25 protein-coding genes are annotated in these 16,320 nt (G+C 59.5%); 22 read left to right on the top strand and 3 right to left on the bottom strand.

The window, feature by feature from the left end; genetic code table 11:
* Nucleotides 1-509 (bottom strand): DUF7666 domain-containing protein (locus AC3WUF_RS09715; RefSeq protein ID WP_492424913.1); only part of this gene is annotated, 509 nt, incomplete at its 3' end.
* A 465-nt stretch (nucleotides 510-974) separates the two neighbouring features.
* Complete coding sequence (locus AC3WUF_RS09710) at nucleotides 975-1,394, bottom strand: helix-turn-helix domain-containing protein (RefSeq protein WP_492424911.1); 420 nt, start codon at nucleotides 1,392-1,394, stop codon at nucleotides 975-977.
* Here AC3WUF_RS09710 and AC3WUF_RS09705 point away from each other — a divergent pair.
* Together AC3WUF_RS09705 and AC3WUF_RS09700 are read left to right on the top strand one after the other, a co-directional pair.
* Nucleotides 1,387-1,599 (top strand): hypothetical protein, encoded by a 213-nt coding sequence (locus tag AC3WUF_RS09705; RefSeq protein ID WP_492424909.1) that lies wholly within the window; start codon nucleotides 1,387-1,389, stop codon nucleotides 1,597-1,599. The genes AC3WUF_RS09710 and AC3WUF_RS09705 overlap by 8 nt on opposite strands.
* A gap of 4 nt (nucleotides 1,600-1,603) precedes the next feature.
* Nucleotides 1,604-1,879 (top strand): hypothetical protein, encoded by a 276-nt coding sequence (locus AC3WUF_RS09700; protein WP_492424907.1) that lies wholly within the window; start codon nucleotides 1,604-1,606, stop codon nucleotides 1,877-1,879.
* On the opposite strand, the gene AC3WUF_RS09695 is transcribed toward AC3WUF_RS09700, so the two are convergent.
* Nucleotides 1,830-2,159 (bottom strand): hypothetical protein, encoded by a 330-nt coding sequence (locus AC3WUF_RS09695; RefSeq protein WP_492424905.1) that lies wholly within the window; start codon nucleotides 2,157-2,159, stop codon nucleotides 1,830-1,832. The two genes, AC3WUF_RS09700 and AC3WUF_RS09695, sit on opposite strands and share 50 nt — an antisense overlap.
* Before the next feature lie 298 nt (nucleotides 2,160-2,457).
* On the opposite strand from AC3WUF_RS09695, the gene AC3WUF_RS09690 reads away from it, so the two are divergent.
* The 20 genes from AC3WUF_RS09690 to AC3WUF_RS09595 all read left to right on the top strand — a co-directional run bounded on the left by AC3WUF_RS09690 (nucleotide 2,458) and on the right by AC3WUF_RS09595 (nucleotide 16,210).
* Nucleotides 2,458-3,018, top strand: a complete 561-nt coding sequence (locus AC3WUF_RS09690) for a hypothetical protein (RefSeq protein ID WP_492424903.1) — start codon at nucleotides 2,458-2,460, stop codon at nucleotides 3,016-3,018.
* On the top strand, nucleotides 3,015-3,425 hold the full coding sequence (locus AC3WUF_RS09685; protein WP_492424901.1) for a hypothetical protein: 411 nt from the start codon (nucleotides 3,015-3,017) through the stop codon (nucleotides 3,423-3,425). Before AC3WUF_RS09690 ends, AC3WUF_RS09685 begins: the two co-directional genes overlap by 4 nt.
* Nucleotides 3,422-3,571 carry a hypothetical protein gene (locus AC3WUF_RS09680; protein WP_492424899.1) on the top strand — a complete coding sequence of 50 codons (150 nt, stop codon included), beginning with the start codon at nucleotides 3,422-3,424 and terminating at the stop codon, nucleotides 3,569-3,571. Before AC3WUF_RS09685 ends, AC3WUF_RS09680 begins: the two co-directional genes overlap by 4 nt.
* Nucleotides 3,568-3,795, top strand: a complete 228-nt coding sequence (locus tag AC3WUF_RS09675; RefSeq protein ID WP_492424897.1) for a hypothetical protein — start codon at nucleotides 3,568-3,570, stop codon at nucleotides 3,793-3,795. The genes AC3WUF_RS09680 and AC3WUF_RS09675 overlap by 4 nt, the downstream gene beginning before the upstream one ends.
* Nucleotides 3,796-4,578, top strand: coding sequence for a helix-turn-helix domain-containing protein (locus tag AC3WUF_RS09670; protein ID WP_492424895.1), 783 nt, complete (start codon nucleotides 3,796-3,798; stop codon nucleotides 4,576-4,578). It begins immediately after the preceding gene.
* Complete coding sequence (locus tag AC3WUF_RS09665) at nucleotides 4,575-5,324, top strand: ATP-binding protein (RefSeq protein WP_492424893.1); 750 nt, start codon at nucleotides 4,575-4,577, stop codon at nucleotides 5,322-5,324. The genes AC3WUF_RS09670 and AC3WUF_RS09665 overlap by 4 nt, the downstream gene beginning before the upstream one ends.
* A 208-nt stretch (nucleotides 5,325-5,532) precedes the next feature.
* Nucleotides 5,533-5,802 (top strand): hypothetical protein, encoded by a 270-nt coding sequence (locus AC3WUF_RS09660; protein ID WP_492424891.1) that lies wholly within the window; start codon nucleotides 5,533-5,535, stop codon nucleotides 5,800-5,802.
* The gene (locus AC3WUF_RS09655) at nucleotides 5,799-6,017 is read left to right on the top strand and encodes a hypothetical protein (RefSeq protein ID WP_492424889.1); all 219 of its coding nucleotides are present in this window, start codon (nucleotides 5,799-5,801) and stop codon (nucleotides 6,015-6,017) included. Before AC3WUF_RS09660 ends, AC3WUF_RS09655 begins: the two co-directional genes overlap by 4 nt.
* A complete protein-coding gene (locus AC3WUF_RS09650) occupies nucleotides 6,014-6,496 on the top strand; it encodes a hypothetical protein (RefSeq protein WP_492424887.1) in 483 nt (160 codons plus the stop codon). The genes AC3WUF_RS09655 and AC3WUF_RS09650 overlap by 4 nt, the downstream gene beginning before the upstream one ends.
* Nucleotides 6,493-7,059, top strand: coding sequence for a D-sedoheptulose-7-phosphate isomerase (locus AC3WUF_RS09645; protein WP_492424885.1), 567 nt, complete (start codon nucleotides 6,493-6,495; stop codon nucleotides 7,057-7,059). Before AC3WUF_RS09650 ends, AC3WUF_RS09645 begins: the two co-directional genes overlap by 4 nt.
* Nucleotides 7,056-8,450, top strand: coding sequence for a bifunctional D-glycero-beta-D-manno-heptose-7-phosphate kinase/D-glycero-beta-D-manno-heptose 1-phosphate adenylyltransferase HldE (gene hldE, locus AC3WUF_RS09640; protein WP_492424883.1), 1,395 nt, complete (start codon nucleotides 7,056-7,058; stop codon nucleotides 8,448-8,450). Before AC3WUF_RS09645 ends, hldE begins: the two co-directional genes overlap by 4 nt.
* The gene (locus tag AC3WUF_RS09635) at nucleotides 8,447-9,055 is read left to right on the top strand and encodes a recombination protein NinG (RefSeq protein WP_492424881.1); all 609 of its coding nucleotides are present in this window, start codon (nucleotides 8,447-8,449) and stop codon (nucleotides 9,053-9,055) included. Before hldE ends, AC3WUF_RS09635 begins: the two co-directional genes overlap by 4 nt.
* Nucleotides 9,052-9,267, top strand: coding sequence for a hypothetical protein (locus AC3WUF_RS09630; RefSeq protein ID WP_492424879.1), 216 nt, complete (start codon nucleotides 9,052-9,054; stop codon nucleotides 9,265-9,267). Before AC3WUF_RS09635 ends, AC3WUF_RS09630 begins: the two co-directional genes overlap by 4 nt.
* Nucleotides 9,264-9,683: a hypothetical protein gene (locus tag AC3WUF_RS09625; protein ID WP_492424877.1), complete on the top strand. Its 420-nt coding sequence runs from the start codon at nucleotides 9,264-9,266 to the stop codon at nucleotides 9,681-9,683. Before AC3WUF_RS09630 ends, AC3WUF_RS09625 begins: the two co-directional genes overlap by 4 nt.
* A 784-nt stretch (nucleotides 9,684-10,467) precedes the next feature.
* Complete coding sequence (locus AC3WUF_RS09620) at nucleotides 10,468-10,857, top strand: hypothetical protein (protein WP_492424875.1); 390 nt, start codon at nucleotides 10,468-10,470, stop codon at nucleotides 10,855-10,857.
* Nucleotides 10,854-12,530, top strand: a complete 1,677-nt coding sequence (locus AC3WUF_RS09615; RefSeq protein ID WP_492424873.1) for a terminase large subunit — start codon at nucleotides 10,854-10,856, stop codon at nucleotides 12,528-12,530. The genes AC3WUF_RS09620 and AC3WUF_RS09615 overlap by 4 nt, the downstream gene beginning before the upstream one ends.
* A complete protein-coding gene (locus tag AC3WUF_RS09610) occupies nucleotides 12,527-13,816 on the top strand; it encodes a phage portal protein (RefSeq protein WP_492424871.1) in 1,290 nt (429 codons plus the stop codon). Before AC3WUF_RS09615 ends, AC3WUF_RS09610 begins: the two co-directional genes overlap by 4 nt.
* A 15-nt stretch (nucleotides 13,817-13,831) precedes the next feature.
* Complete coding sequence (locus AC3WUF_RS09605) at nucleotides 13,832-14,683, top strand: head maturation protease, ClpP-related (protein ID WP_492424869.1); 852 nt, start codon at nucleotides 13,832-13,834, stop codon at nucleotides 14,681-14,683.
* Nucleotides 14,684-14,692: 9 nt separating this feature from the next.
* The gene (locus AC3WUF_RS09600; RefSeq protein WP_492424867.1) at nucleotides 14,693-15,898 is read left to right on the top strand and encodes a phage major capsid protein; all 1,206 of its coding nucleotides are present in this window, start codon (nucleotides 14,693-14,695) and stop codon (nucleotides 15,896-15,898) included.
* A gap of 54 nt (nucleotides 15,899-15,952) precedes the next feature.
* Complete coding sequence (locus AC3WUF_RS09595; RefSeq protein WP_492424865.1) at nucleotides 15,953-16,210, top strand: hypothetical protein; 258 nt, start codon at nucleotides 15,953-15,955, stop codon at nucleotides 16,208-16,210.
* The last annotated feature ends 110 nt before the right edge of the window (nucleotides 16,211-16,320 follow it).

Here is a 16,320-nt window from a genome sequence, read left to right as displayed (position 1 = left end):
TAGCCCGATGCAGCGAGGCGGCTGGCGTTGCCCGATGCAGCGAGGCGGCTGGCGTAGCCCGATGCAGCGAGGCGGCTGAAATCCTCGTCGCTAACGTTCTTCGGATCGTCGCTCGGCGTAGCCTTCGCCGCGCTCAACAGTAGCTTGATCTGATGGTTCGACATGCGGGTCATCGCATCGGCCATTGAGCCAGCGAAGATCACATTGCCGCGCGGGAATTTGACCTTGCCGTTCAGTTCGACGCATTCAGCGCGAACCACCTCGACCAGCAGCCACTTGGCGTCGATTGCATTGCTCGTCAGCGACCAGTCGCCAAAGCCGTCGATCAGGCCGTGCAGTCCATTGCCGCACGCGGCGGTCGCCTTCCAGTCCGGGCACTCGACCATGCCCGACTCCGGCCACTTGAATGCGCTGTGAGCGGTCATGTCCGCAGCGCAGGTGCGAATCACCAGCGCCTTGTCGGAGTCAGGGATTGAGTCCCAGGCCTGCAGTTCTGCTTTCTTCGACATCCCCATCTCCTTGCCGGTTGGCGTGGTTGATGGGAGTAGAATATTACTCAATCAAGAGTATGTCAAGTAACAAAATACTCAAGTAGTTCAATGAAAACCCCGCGCTTGGCGGGGTCGAGCTTTCGGAATCAGGTCTATCGAATCGTTATGCGGCCTTTGCCTTCTTTGTCGGGGCTAGTTGTTCCAACTGGCGCCGGTGGCCTCTGATAGTTGCTATCGGCTAGTGCGCCCTGCAGCTTGATGTTCTGCGAAGTGCATTCCGTATTGGAGACTACGCCAAGAAACGCGTTCATCTGAACTGCGCACTTTTCGATGTTCAGTCCGTAGTTTCCATCACTGGATATGTTTGTGACATATGGGCCTGCAGTGGTGCAGGCTGTCTGTATGGCAACAACAGACAATAGAGCAATCAGTTTCCTCATGTCCTCCCCCGTGAATAATCAGCGCTCACTCAGAGTAGCGTGGTTACTTTCTCTTTGCCTCGCGCCGAGCGAGGGCCAGGATTGCATCTTGTCCCTCTGAAGAAGCATCGCGAAAATGCTTGGTCAGCTCAGCAATTGTACCGGTGCCGTCCATGTCTTTTTCAAGCGTGTCGGAGATCATGTGCATGAGGTTTAAATTGAATGCCTCGGCCACCTTTTGCACATTCTCCAGCCCCGGCTGTGTTCTGCCGTTGAGCATGTTGTTGATGGTCTTTTGAGACACGCCTGATTTAGCTTCTAGCGCGCGTTCAGTCAGTCCGGCTCGATCCATAAGCAGCCGGAGATTGGAGGAAAGACGCGCGCGAGGCTGTGATTTTTCCATAGTAAGCAAATATTTACTCAAGCATTGAGCAATAGGTTGCTCAGAGTCTGAGTAATGCGTTACTCTATGCGGCATGAACATTGATTCGCTCATCCGCAAAGTGGTTGCCCGCAAGGTAGCCTCCGAACTAACCATCGATGAGGTCGCCGCTGCGACTGGCGTCAACCGCCACTGGCTCGCGAAGTTCATTCAGGGCGAGATCAAGAATCCGACTTACGCGAACCTGACCGCTATGCAGCGGTTCGCCGAAAAGCGCGGCCCCTCCCCAGAGCAGCGGGCGGCTTGACGGGATGAACATCGAACACGCCAACTGGCTCAGGGCGCAGCCGATCTGGACGAGGATCGTCCTCAGTTCCGCATGGAAACGTGGCGCGAAAGTGCTGACGCCAATGCACATGCTTTTGGAGCGCGCGGACAGCAGTTTCATTCTCGCTTTGTTCGGCGAGCGTGATAACCCGAACAATCCAGCGCGCTGGTACGAAGTGCTGACGCTCGGGTTTGTGCGTAGGCCTTGGGTTATGGCGGCAGAGTTTTTGCCAGCCAGCTTTTCGCAACATTCAGGCTGATCGCCGCATGATCCTGGCCCGTCTCCATGGCTGTCACCAATATCTCGTCGTGAACCGAGACGAACTCGGTGTTGCGCAGGTCGTTGGTGAGTTGGGAGGAAGCGAAGCGGACATTCACGAACCAGAGAATCAGGCTGCCGTCGTAGGACATCGTGACGCGCTGAGTCTGACCGCCAGAAACCTTTTTCAGGTAGCTCTCGACCGGCATCAGGACCTCCTTCAGCCGAGAAGTAATGGTCCCATCGTCTGCTTTCGCGAATCGAATCATTACGAGTTTCATATTGCGCCCCCAAGGCCAGTACGGCGCTCGAATCATAGCTGGGCGTGCTCATGACTGACACATCGCCATCAGCCCCGCTTCATCAATCACCCCTGCGCGCTGCAACAGCACGCACCGCTTCTGATCTGCGCGTATCAGCAGGATCAGCACAGACCCCAAAGGCGAGCTTACCCCGGCTCGGCTTACTCCCTCGCATTCGTGCGGGGGCTTCTTCTTCGGTTCTTGCGCTGTACGTGTCATGGCGAAATTTTGTCTACGGCCTGACCCACAACGCAACGCAACTTCATTAAGGAGCCTTGTGAGTCACGCAGAAATCAAGTTGTCGAAGGGCTATACGGCCATCGTTGATCGTGAAGATCTGCCCTTGCTTGCTCCGCACAAATGGCATGCGTGCGTTACCGGCTCCCATGTCTATGCAGGAACCTTCCTAGACGGAAAGAGAGTGTCAATGCATCGGATGTTGCTGTCCCCAGCGCGCGGCCAGTTCGTCGATCACATAAACAATATTGGCATCGACAACCGCCGATCCAATATTCGCGTATGCACCCCTGCGCAGAATTCAGCGAACTCCATTCGCAGGCGCCGGAAGCACTCCGGAAGCAGAGGGGTCGAAGCTCTCAAGAATGGGAGCTACATGTCGCGACTCGTCGCAAATGGCGAATCGGTCTATCTCGGCGTCTTCTCTACCGACGTAGAGGCTGCCTTCGCATACAACGAGGCTGCGACTCGACTGCACGGTGAATTCGCAAAACTGAATCTGATTGACGCGGACGCACTACGCGTCGCTGTTGGCGCTCGAATAGAGCGCTTGAAGAGCGAGCTATCCCAGGCCACTGCGCAATTGGAGTCTTTGGCATGACGAATCAACTAGACCTGCGCGTTAAGCGCCCCGCGATCGCAGTTGACCTGTCGATCCTTCCCAACATCAAGGGCCTGCCGCAAGCGATTGCGAAGTGCGCGGAGATGGTCGGATCGATCGACAAGACCGTCGCCATCGATACCGGCATCGACTCCCCGACATGGGCGCGCATCAAGCAGGGCGATGCGGGCGTTAAGGGCGAGTTTCTGGATCGCCTCATGGATGCCTGCGGCAACGAACTGCCGTTGCTCTGGCTGCTGCACAGCCGCGGCTATGACCCGCGCTCCATTCGCCGGTACGAAACCGACGTCGAACGTGAGAACCGCGAGCTGCGCGAGCAGTTGGAAGCCGAGCGGCAGAAGAACAACCACATTGCGGAGTTCTTCGCCAAAGCGAGGGCCGCATGAAATGGCTACTCCGACCGTTCCGCCGTCTCATCTTGCGATCGAAGCTCGCCAGCGTTGTCTCGGCGGAGTTCGAGGCCAAGCAGATCATCGTGAACTGCATCAACGAGCGCTGCAGGCTGGAGCGCGAACTGAGGGCGCTGCAGTGAGCGCCTGGGCTGAGTTGTGCGAGTGCGAGGCATACACGCCCACTCCGGCAGACCTCGCGCTGGAGCGCGCTCTGAAGTACGTCAGCGAATGGCTGGCGCTGGCCGAGGCTGAACAGCTACTCGATTGCCAGCCCAACCCCTTCGCATGGGCTGCGATCGGCAAGGGCTTCTTCACGCCGGCAATGCGCGCTCACCTCGACCGCAAGGCGGGGCAGCCCGCCTAAATGTCCAAGGCGATCACCAATGCCGTCCGGCCTCTGAAGATGCCAGCCACCGCCAAGGCCGTGCTGATCGCGCTTGCCGACTACGCGGACGATTCCGGCGCGGCCTGGCCGTCGATTGCCTCGATCTGTGAGTTCACCTGCATCTGCGAGCGGGCCGTGCAAAACGCCATCAAGACGCTTGTCGATGGCGGCTTCATCAGCCGAAAGCAGCGCGGACACGCCAACGCAATCTACCAAATCAACGCCTGCAAACCCGCAGCAGATGCGGGCTTGAACCTCAAACCCGCAGCAGATGCACCCGCATCAAATGCGGGTTTGGATGAAGTTAAACCCGCAGCTAGTGCGGGTATGGATGCCAAACCCGCAGCAGATGCCGGTTTGGAAGGGGTCAAACCCGCATCTGGTGCATTCAAACCCGCACCAGATGCACCCAACCCTAAAGCAACAACATCTAAAGACAAAGATAAAAGAAAAGGCGCATCCGCGCCGTCATCGGATGCAATCGCGTTGCCTGACTGGCTTCCGCGAACCGAGTGGGCGGCATTCGTCGAGATGCGCAAGCGGATCCGAAGCCCGCTGACTGATCGGGCGGTGACGCTGTTGATCGGGAAACTCGAAGAACTCCGCACGGCTGGGCACTCGCCGGCAACCGTTCTCGACCAGTCGACGATGAACGGCTGGAAGGGCGTTTTTGAAATCAAATCTGCCGGGACCACGCAAGCCGCGAAGCGTCCTGGCGTCCACATTGGTGAACAGGCCTACGGGCAAGGATGGGGCAAATGATCGAACTCAACGAGCATGATCAAGCTGAGATTCAGGCCGGGAGGAAAAAGGTTTCCGAGTGCGGATCGCACGGGGAATACCTGTCCCGCAAGTATCAGTTCGGCAGCATCGATCGCTGGACAAGCTGCCAGAAGTGCGGTGACGAAGAAAGGGCGCGTGAGGACATTCGCCGCAAGGAAGAACAGCGCGTCGAGCGGATCGAGTATCTGCACGGCTCCTGCGGCATCCCGCACAAATTTTCTGACGTGAAGGCCGGCTCTCCCCGCAAGGCAGAGTCCAAGTGGTACGCCGCTGCGGTAGAAGGGTCGGAACAAGGGCCGCTGGTTCTTTCGGGGACTGTCGGATCCGGCAAGACCCACCGCGCCTGCGAGCTGATGCGCGCCCTGATTGACCGCTGTGTCATGCAATCGCTGTACGTGTCGGCATCGGACTATTGCCGCCAGATTCGGTCGACTTGGAACCGCAATGGTGAGTTCACGGAGGATCAGGTTTTGAGCCGCTACGCCACGGCTCCGTTCCTGATGCTCGACGATCTCGGATCCGGCAAAGCCGCGGACACAGAACTGATCCAGGAATTGATCTGCCAGCGGTATGACTCCGGCCGCATGGGGCGGACGATCATCACGACCAATATCGCGGCAGCAGGCTTCAACGCGGCGTTTGGCGAGCGAGTCGCTGATCGGGTTCGTGAAGGCGCAACGCTTGTCGAGATGACCGGCGCCAGCCTGCGGAGGCCGGCGGCATGAGTCCCCACGATCAACGGATCGTCGCAGCCCTAAGTGATGGGCCAAAGACTTACGGCGAAATTGCGGTTGCGCTCGGCCTTGGATACGAGGCCATTCGGCGTCGTGCAGCGCGGCTCCGCCTCCAGGGACTTCTTCGCATTAAGGATGTGAGGGTTCCAGAAGTCGGGCGCCCATCCTTTTTGCTCGAAATCGCGCCGAGGCCTGTCGCATGACGCTCCCATCCCGCCCGCAATGCTTCCCGGCAACCGGCGTCATCGCCTGCGACTGCCACTCGCGTGACAAGCGCAAGCGCAACGACTGCATGGCCTCGCGCCACTTCTGGATGGCCGCAAAGACCGTTGCCGAGATGCCGAGCAACAAGCATCGCCGGGGCTACCTGGACTGGATTTCATCGCTGACGAGGGCAGGGCCGTCACTGGCGGCTGATCTGCGCGCGGCAGCGAAGGAACTGATGGCTCAACTCAAGGAGGCTGCATGAGCAACGAATCGAAGAATAGTGGCGGCATCGGGTTTGTCGGACTGCTGACGATCCTTTTCATCGGCTTGAAGCTGACCGGCTACATCGGCTGGTCATGGTGGTGGGTGTTGTCACCGATCTGGATCTCGGCAGCAGTTGCGCTGTTCGTCTTTGCCATCTTGCTTGGCTTCATCTTCGTGAAAGAAGTGAAGAAGCAGAAGGGCCTGCGTCGGTGAGCGACAGTCGCTCCTTCATCGTCCGCCAGGCTCGTATGCGCGAGACGCTGGTCGCCGTCTACAAGGCCGCAGAGACGATGCTGGCGGTCGGCCCGTTGCAGATCGACGTCAAGCCATACCAGCCGCCCCGCAGTGAGCCTCAGAACAACGCGCTCTTCGGCGTGGCCTATCCCCCTCTAATGGAACACATGGGCCTACGCGGTGAAGCGGAGAAGTTGGAACTCCACGAGTACTTCTGCGGCGAGTTCTGGGGCTGGGAGGAGTACGAAATCCTCGGCAAGCGGAAGCAGCGCCCGAAGCGCACCACGACGAAGGACGAGAACGGCAAGCGGTCGGTTATTGGAAAACTGCTGTTCTCGCAGTTCTGGGAATTCGTAGTGCACCGCGCGGCTATGCATGGCGTTGTGATCCCGGAGCCGAACCCGGAATGGTTTGTCGAGGACAAACCCAAGAGTCATAAAGCTGGGGGCAGCCAATGAATGACATTGCAGGGATGTTCGAGTCCAGCATTGCTGCTAAACGCGCTTCCATCGGGCTTGCCGCGGATATAGAAGGCGCAGCTCATCTGATATGCCAAGCGTTGATCGCCGGCGGCAAGGTTCTCATTTGTGGCAATGGCGGATCAGCAGCTGATTCAGAGCACTTTGCGGCCGAATTGCTTGGTCGCTACAAGAGCGAGCGACGCTCTCTTCCCTGTGTGGCGCTCACAGCAGATTCTGCGGCGCTGACGGCCATTGCCAATGACTATGGCTATGAGCACGTATTCGCGCGCCAGATCGATGGCCTTGGAAGCGCGGGCGATGTGCTGATTGCCATATCGACATCCGGCAACTCAGAGAACGTGGTCAACGCGATTGCTGCAGCTCAGGCTGCGGGAATGTCAGTCATTGCGCTGACCGGTGGAGACGGCGGAAGTGCGGCGAAGTTGAGACCAACGATCGAGCTTCGTGCGGCCGCTTCGGTAACGGCCAATATCCAAGAAGTGCACGGGCTAATCTTGCACTGTATCTGCGCGACCATCGACGACATGGTGAGCTCATGAGCCGAATCCTGGTCGTTGGCGATGTGATGCTCGATCGCTATCTGGAGGGCTCTGTAGAGCGCATCTCTCCCGAAGCCCCCGTTCCTGTTCTCAAGGTTCAGAAGTCATTTGACAGGCCAGGCGGCGCCGCGAATGTGGCCATGAACATCAAGAGCCTAGGCGGACAGGTGACGTTGGCTGGCTATGTCGGCATTGATGACAACGGAGAATTGCTCAGAAAGCAGCTGAATGCGCATGGCATACCGATGCATTTGCTCGCATCGCTGGCGCACTGGACCACGACGAAAGTCAGGTACATGTCAGGTGGTCAGCAACTTCTCAGAGTCGACCATGACAGCTCAGCGCCGGTTGAAACGGAGACCATGCTTCACCAGCACTTTCAGGAGACTGTGTTCAGTTACAGCGTCGTAGTGCTGAGCGATTACGCGAAAGGCGTTCTGGACCCGACCACAACGGCCTCATTTATCCGCAAGGCAATAGATAGCAGCTGCATCTTGATCGTCGACCCGAAGGGCGCTGATTGGTCGAAGTACGCTGGCGCGACAGTGATAACTCCTAACATGGCCGAGCTCGAGGCAGTCATTGGGAAGTCGGCGACGGATGATGAATTGTTCGCCCGCGCCACACAGTTGCTCGACCAGTATGACATTCAGGCGATGCTGTTGACTCGCAGTGAGAAAGGCGTTGCTCTTCTGCGCTGTGGCCAAGACCCGCTTCTTATTCCGTCAATGGCTCGCGAGGTGTTCGATGTCACTGGCGCTGGCGACACTGTAGTTGCGGCTCTTGCTGTTGCGTTGTCTGAAGGTATGGACATGGCCTCAGCCTGCGAGCTCGCAAATCGTGCGGCTGGAATCGCTGTAGGGAAGGCGGGAACGGCTACCGTCAGCGCTCACGAGCTATTTCAGCCCACAGGAAAGGTTCTCTGTTTGGCTGAGCTGAAGAATGTCACTGCCAAAGCAAAGGCTGATGGTCAGGAAGTGGTTTTGACCAACGGATGCTTCGACATCCTCCACGCAGGCCACATTCGATGCCTGGAAGCTGCCAAAGCCGAGGGAGACATTCTGGTTGTTGCAGTGAATTCTGACGAGAGCGTGCGACAGCTGAAAGGGTCAGGCCGCCCCATCCTGAAATTGGCCGACCGTATGCAGATGCTTGCCGCTCTGGAATGCGTTGACTGGGTGGTGCCGTTTCACGGGGAGACGCCCACTTCGCTGATTGAGCAGATCCTGCCAGATGTTCTGGTCAAGGGCGGCGACTACGCGGGCCAGCCGATCGCCGGCGAGCGCGCAGTACTCAAGGCCGGTGGCAGGGTGTACATCACCGACAGGTTCGAAGGGCATTCAACCAGCTCGATTGTCTCGGCCATTGCAGGGAAAGGTGTGCTCGCATGATCAGCAAGCCCCGTCCGAGGAAGTGCGCAGTCAAGGACTGCAGGAAGCCATTCACTCCATTCAGCAGCATGGAGAAATGGTGCAGTGCTGCGTGTGCGCTGACTCTGGCGAAGACGATCCAGCGGAAGCAGGCGAGGAAGGAAAAGCGCGAGTGGAAGGCTAAGAACGCAAATCGCCGAGACATAACCCCGCGCGCTCAGGCTTGGTTCAACCGGTACATCCGCCTTCGCGATGCTGGCCTGCCGTGCATCTCGTGCCTGCGGCCAGAGCATGAGGTTCAAAGCACTGACGGATGGAAGCCCGGTGGCGCGTGGGACTGCGGGCACTTCCTCGGCGTCGGCGCATACCCCGAATTGCGCTTCGAACCTCTCAACGCCGCTCGTCAATGCAAGAGCTGCAATAGCGGCTCGTACAACCACGTTGTAAAGGCCAGAACGGTTTCAGCAGCCTACAAGGTCAACCTGATCGCGCGCATCGGCCTCGCCAAAGTCGAATGGCTCGAAGGTCCGCATCCGCCAGCCAAGTACACCATTGAACAACTCAAGGCCATCGAGCAGAAGTACAAGGCGATGGCGCGGGAACTCCTCAAAGGGGAAGCGGCATGAAGGCGCGCGTCTATCTGATCCCGATCGCCTGCCTTGCGGCTCTACTGAGGGGGGAGAAGCGCATCCTCAATCTGCCGGGAGATGCAGAGATCGTCAGCGCCGCCTGTGGATTACAGGGATTCGGCGTTCGTGTGCACAGCGAATCATTCCAAGAAGTCCCCGCCGGCGCTCAGTTGCCGATCATCCCTGCTGTCCTGGAGAAGAAGCCTTGAGGCAACGCGAGAGCGACACCATCGACACTTGGCTATGGCTCTGGGGTGCACTGTGCAAGGATCTCCGGAAGATCGAAGCCAGCGCGGGCCGCATTCTGGCCGCCGAGTTCGATCCAAGCACCATGGACGACACTGACCGGAAGCTGACAGCAGCTGCTGGCCACAGCGACCCCACTCTGGCAAATGTCGAGGCACTGAGCAGATCGTCATGGCTGGCCATCTACACGATCCATGTCGAGATGCGCCGTTGGCCGCGGCTATGGTCCGACCTGGTCAAGTTCCGCTTTGAAGCTCGTCTGGAGTGGCAAGACATCCAGAAGCGCATGGAGCTCAATGACAACCAGCGCAAGGTAATGATGGGCCTCATTAAGCGCGAGCTGGGCATGAGCATGCGCATGGCTGGAATGAACACTTGACGTCTTAAGGGATACCAGATATCGTCAAAACCAGTGTGGTGGTTCATGCGCCACAAATAAAAGCCCTGCCAAATCGGTGGGGCTTTTTCGTTCCCTCTATTCGCTTCGGCAACGCCGTACTCAGCGGCGTGTCCCCATTGAGAAAGGCGCCCTAGGCCTGAGAACCAAGGACGTCCGAGTAAGGCTTAAAAGGTCGGACTCCCGAGGCGAACCAATGCCATACCGCGCCCCTATCCATAAGAGCAGGGTGACGGGAGCCAAGCGCCATCAGGCGCCACTGCCCAGCAGGCAGACCAAGCGGGCACTCAACACAGGCAGCAAGGCATGGCGCATACAGCGTCTTAGGGTGTTGGCCCGCGATAGTTACACATGTCAGGCAGAGGGCTGCAACGCACTCGCCGACCAGGTCGACCATATCCATGGCAATGCCCATGAGGATGTAGGCGACGAGCAGTTGCAGTCACTCTGCAAGGCATGTCACTCGGCCAAGACGGCACGAGAGAACGGAGCATTCGGGAACACATGCAAGCCGACGATCAATCAGGACGGGAGCGAGAGCCAACCCAGCTCGACCGCATCGAAGCGAAGCTGGACACGCTGATCTCTGCATTGGCTGAGGACGAGAAGGACATGCGCCCAGCCGTTGACCTCGATGGGAATGACTCCCCGAGGCACGAATCCGTTAATCAGACCCTATAGGGGTGGGTAAAAAGTCTGAATGTGTTGCATTGCAGCACGAGCGCCCAGCCTTTTTCTCACATCCACAAAACTAAAGAGTTGAGCCATGGGACGCCCCCGGACACCGACAAACGTCCTGGAGCTGAGGGGCGCGTACAAGAGAAATCCGCAGCGCAAACCTGAGCGCGAACTCGAAGGCCAGCCAAAGCTAGGCATCGGCCCGCCTCCGGATTACTTGCTCGAGGACGAACGGTCCTGCTGGGACGAGTTGGTCACCAACTCCCTGCCAGGTTCGCTCGGCGACAGTGATCGGACGCATCTCGAGATCGCCGCCAAGCTGCTGGCGCTGACCCGGCGCGTGAAGATCGAGGACGTTTCTGACGGCAAGCTGAGTCGACTGGATTCGATGCTCGGGAAGATGGGCATGAACCCCTCAGAGCGGTCGAAGATTGCCGTGCCGAAGGCCAAGCCGAAGAACGCTTTCTCTGACCTGTGAAGCCGGCGCCTCACGTTGCGGCTCTGGAGGCCTATGTCTCCGGGGTGATTTCTGGCGACATCATCGCGTGCAAGTGGATCCGGCTTGCGTGTGAGCGTCACCGGCGAGATAGGGAAGCACGCGCATCGTTCCCGTACCGGTTCGACCCGGATAAGGCCGAGCGGGCGTGCCGGTTCGCCGAGAAGTTTCCGCATGTGAAGGGCAAGTGGGCAGCGCGGGGCGAACTGCTGAAGCTCGAGGGATGGCAGTGCTTCTTCTACGGCTCCATCTTCGGCTGGGTGCACAAGAAGACCGGGCTCCGCCGGTTCCGCAAGGCTCGGCTGTATGTGCCGCGCAAGAACGGCAAGTCGCTGGCCGTCGCGCCGATCGGCCTCTACATGTTCGCCGCGGACAACGAGCCCGGCGCCGAGGTGTACTCGGGCGCCACGAGCGAGAAGCAGGCGTGGGAAGTGTTCGGGCCGGCGCGGCAGATGGCCAAGCTGGTGCCCGACTTCCAGTCTGCGTTCGGCGTCGAGGTGAACGCCAAGACCCTGACCATCAAGGAAGGGATGGCGAAGTTCGAGCCTGTAATCGGCAAGCCCGGCGACGGCGCGAGCCCGCACTGCTCGATTACAGACGAGTACCACGAACACGCCACGGACGAGCAGTTGGCGACGATGGAGACCGGCATGGGCGCTCGCGAGCAGCCGCTGTCGGCGATCGTGTCGACCGCCGGCGACAATGTCGCGGGGCCGTGTCGTGACGACTGGCTTCAGTGCCAGAAGATTCTCGAAGGGATCGTCGAGGACGAGCGCACGTTCGCTCTGATCTACACTGTCGACAACGAAGACGACTGGACGAGCGAGTCAGCGCTTCGCAAGGCGAATCCGAACTTTGACGTTTCGGTGTCCGGCGAGTTTCTGCTGGCTCAGCAGCGCGACGCGATCAACAACCCGCGAAAGCAGGGGCACTTCAAGACAAAGCACCTGAACATCTGGGTTCAGGCGCGCGATGCGTTCATCAACATGCAGCGCTATGCCGAGTGCAAGCGCGAGCTGAAGATCGAAGATTTCTACGGCAAGCGCTGTTTCGTCGGAATGGACTTGGCGTCCAAGATCGACCTTACGGCTCTTGAGTTTCTGTTCCCCCTTGATGACGGCACGTTTGCACGGTTCGGCAAGTACTACTTGCCCGAGGAAACGATCCTCAAACCTGAGAACCAGCACTACCAGGCGTGGCACAAGGAAGGTTGGCTGTCGGCAACTCCCGGCAATCAGACCGACTACTTCCATGTTCTGGAGGATCTGACTGACGCGGCGAAGCTCTTCGAGATCGTCGAGATCGGATTTGATCCGCACAACGCGACCATGTTGGTTACCGCCCTGCAGGAAGCGGGCCTCCCGATGGTCGAGGTCGGACCAACGGTCCTCAATTTCAGTGAGCCGATGAAGCAGGTCGAGGCCTTGATCTGTGATCGGAAGCTGTTCCACAACGGCGACCCAGTCATGAACTGGGCCATGTCTAACGTCACTGCCAAGGTCGATCGCAAGGACAACGTGTTCCCTAACAAGGAACGCCCCGAGAACAAGATCGACCCATTCGTAGCGCTTTGCACAGCCATGGCGCGGGCGATGCAACCACAGGAAGGCGGTGACGTAATGGAATTCATCCGCAACCCGGTGATCGCACGATGAAGCCGATGGCGAAGAAACCGGGTCGGTTCAAGGCATCTGTGCTGTCGTGGCTTGGCGTGCCCATCCATCTGACTGACGGCGACTTCTGGAACGCCTGGATCGGCGCCAATTCGACGAGCGGCCAGACGGTCAATCAGCGGACAATGATGCAGCTGTCAGCGGTCTGGGCCTGTGTCCGATTGATCTCGGAGACCATCGCGACATTGCCGCTGTCGATGTACGAGAAGACGTCGAGTGGCAAGCGCCAAGCGCCCCAGCACCAACTGCAGATGCTGATCCACGATCAGCCGAATGCGGATTCCAGCGCCGCGGTCTTCTGGGAATCAGTAGTTGCCGCCATGCTGATGATCGGCGCGGCATACATCGAGAAGCTGATGCTCAACGGCCGGATTGTCGGCCTCAACTTTCTGGCGCCTGGGCGGCTCGCGATTACCCGCGACGGCCAGGGACGTAAGCAGTACCGCTACACCGATCGGGACGGCAAGCAGCGCATCATCCCGAATGACCGGATATGGATGATCCCCGGATTCTCGCTCGACGGTGAGTGCGGAGTTTCGGTGATTCAGTACGGCGCCAATGTGTTTGGCTCGGCTCAGGCCGCCGATATGGCCGCGAACAAGACGTTCGACTCGGGCCTGATGCAGACGGTCTATTTCAAGATGGACCGCGTACTTCAAGAAAAGCAGCGAGAAGAATTCCGCGAGAACCTGAAGGCGGTTTCTGGCGCGCTGAACGCAGGCAAGTCTCCGCTTCTGGAAGGTGGAATGTCGGCGGATACGCTCGGTATCAACCCGAACGATGCGCAGTTGCTTGAGTCTCGCGGCTTCAGCGTCGAGGAAATCTGCCGCTGGTTCCGTGTCCCGCCATTCATGGTTGGCCACGCGGAGAAATCGACGAGCTGGGGGACCGGCATAGAGCAGCAGATGATCGGTTTCCTGACATTCACGCTGGCGCCATGGCTGCGCCGCATCGAGCAGGCAATCAGCAAGGATCTGCTCACCGCCGGCGAGCGGCTCCGGTATTACCCGAAGTTTGCTGTCGAAGGCCTGCTGCGCGCTGACAGCGCTGGCCGATCCTCGTTCTACACCGCCATGGTGAACAACGGAATCCTGACCCGCGACGAATGCCGCGAGCTCGAAGACCGCGAACCGGTTGGCGGTAACGCCGCAGAGCTGACGGTGCAGTCAGCAATGGTCCCTCTGGATGCGATCGGCATGCAGACCGACAGCGCGGCCGCACGAGCAGCTTTGAAGAACTGGCTGCAACTCAACGAACCGGCCGAGTAGGCCAAGGCTCACCCCATGAAGAATTCCAATCTGCCGGCCGCGCCGGCGGGTCGCCCGCGCTCGGATGTCGGAACGTCGCTGTCGCCGCGCGCGCTCGCGCAGTGGGACACGAGCATCCGCGCCGCAGACGAGAAGGACAACACGATCTCGATCCTCGACGTCATCGGTCAGGACTTCTGGACCGGTGAAGGCGTGACGGCCAAGCGCATTGCCGGCGCACTTCGCGCGATCGGCTCTGGTCCGGTGACGGTAAACGTCAACTCGCCGGGCGGCGATCTGTTCGAGGGCCTCGCGATCTACAACATGCTCCGCGAGCATCAGGGCGAAGTGACGGTGAAGGTCTTGGGTATCGCGGCCTCCGCGGCCTCGATCATCGCCATGGCCGGCGACAAGGTGCAGATCGCGCGCGCTGGCTTCCTGATGATCCACAACGCCTGGGTCATGGCCATCGGCAACCGGCACGATCTACGCTCGGTCGCTGACACTCTTGAGCCGTTCGACGAGGCGATGGCGGACATCTACGCCACGCGCACCGGCGAAGACCGCAAGACCATCCACAAGTCGATGGACAACGAAACCTGGATCGGCGGCTCTGCCGCGGTCGAGCGTGGTTTCGCTGACGCGCTGCTGGATTCCGACGAGATCGGCAAAGAAGAAGCGAAGGCGAAGGCCTCTGCCGCGCGCCGCATGGAATCCGCGCTCCGCGCTTCGGGCCTCAACAAAGCCCAAGCAATAACCCTGATTTCGCAGTTCAAGTCCGATCTCGCGGTCGGCGGTGTCTCGGGTGATCCAGACATGACCGGCGCGGGTGATCCCGCCGCATTTCGAGAAATCGCGGCGATCGCCGCATCCCTTACCCGTATCTAGGAGATATCCATGAGTACCGTTGACGAGGACGTCAAGTCCATCAAGGCATCGCTGAAAGAAGTCGGCGATGCGATCAAGGCAAACGCCGAGAAGGCACAGACCGAAATCAAGGCGCACGCCAAGATGTCGGAAGAGACCAAGGCAAAGGTCGACGAGCTGCTGACTGCACAGGGCGAGCTGAAGGCCAACCTCCGCGCCGCGGAGCAGGTCATCGCGAAGCTCGAGAACGGCGGCGGTGGCAAGCAGGCCGTGAAGTCCCTGGGCGAGGTCGTGTCCGAGTCGGATGCGGTCAAGAACTTCAACGCCAACATGGCCGGCTCCGTGTCGGTCAAGGTCGGTTCCGTGCATGCTGCGGTCACCAGCCAGCCTGCCTCCGCCGGTGAGCTGATCGAACCGACGCGCGTCCCAGGCATCGTGGCCACGCCGAACCAGCGTCTGTTCCTGCGTGACCTCCTGAACTGGGGGCGCACCAGCTCGAACAGCATCGAGTACGTCCGCGAGACGGGCTTCACCAACAACGCGAATGTCGTGTCGGAAAACCCGACGAACCCGAAGCCGGAATCGGATCTGGCTTTCGAACTGGATCAGGCGCCGATCGCGACGATCGCGCACTGGATTCGCGCTTCGAAGCAGGTTCTCGCAGATGCCGGCATGCTGCAGGCCTACATCAACGGGCGCCTCATCTACGGTCTGAAGATCAAGGAAGAGGCTCAGCTGCTGAAGGGTTCCGGCGTTGGTCTGAACATCAACGGCATCTACACGCAGGCAACCGCCTACGCGAACCCGGGCGTTACCGTCCAGGCGGAAACGGCTATTGACCGTCTTCGCATCGCGTTGCTGCAGGTTGAACTGGCCGAGTACAGCGCAGACGGTATCGTGCTGAACCCGATCGACTGGACGGCCATTGAGCTGACCAAGACGACGGACAACGCCTACCTGTTTGCCACGCCGCGTGGCTTGGCTGCTCCGGGTCTCTGGGGTCGTCCGGTTGTCGCGACCAAGGCGATGGACGCCGAGGACTTCCTGGTCGGTGCGTTCGCAATGGGCGCGCAGGGCTGGGATCGCGAGGACGCGAACGTCACGATCAGCACCCAGGATCGCGACAACTTCGTGAAGAACATGGTCACGATCCTCGCTGAAGAGCGCGTTGGTCTGACGGTGTTCCGTCCGGAAGCCTTCGTTAAGGGCGACTTCGACGGCCTGCCGGCATCGTAAAACCACCGCGAAACAAGAAGGGGCCTTCGGGCCCCTTCTTCGTTGGAGAACTCCATGACGGAAGTAGAGAGCCTGACCGGCTTTGATCACGGTGGCGGGCGCGCGCGCGGTGATCGGTTCGAGGTATCGGAACAGGTTGCCAAGGCGCTTGAGCGGAAAGGTCTGGTCAAGATCCTGAAGGCGGTCGAAGCGGACCCCAGCCAGGCCGTTGGCGCGAAGTTGTCTGCATCGCCAGCGGTCCAAGCCTCACCGCAGACGACTGCGAACGAGTCAAAAGTTGGCGCGAAGAAGCGCCGAAAGACCGCGGCGTAATCGTCGCAAACACGACATTCAAGATTGCTCCGTGGGCAGATGTTCTCTGCGCCATGGACAAGCAGTGGTGGGACAAGTACATCCACGAAGTGCGTCGGACTTTCTCCGGT

The organism is Fontimonas sp. FW305-C-3, assembly GCF_058783185.1.
The sequence above is the reverse complement of the archived record's forward strand: the minus strand, read 5'-3'. Positions and strand labels throughout refer to the sequence as shown.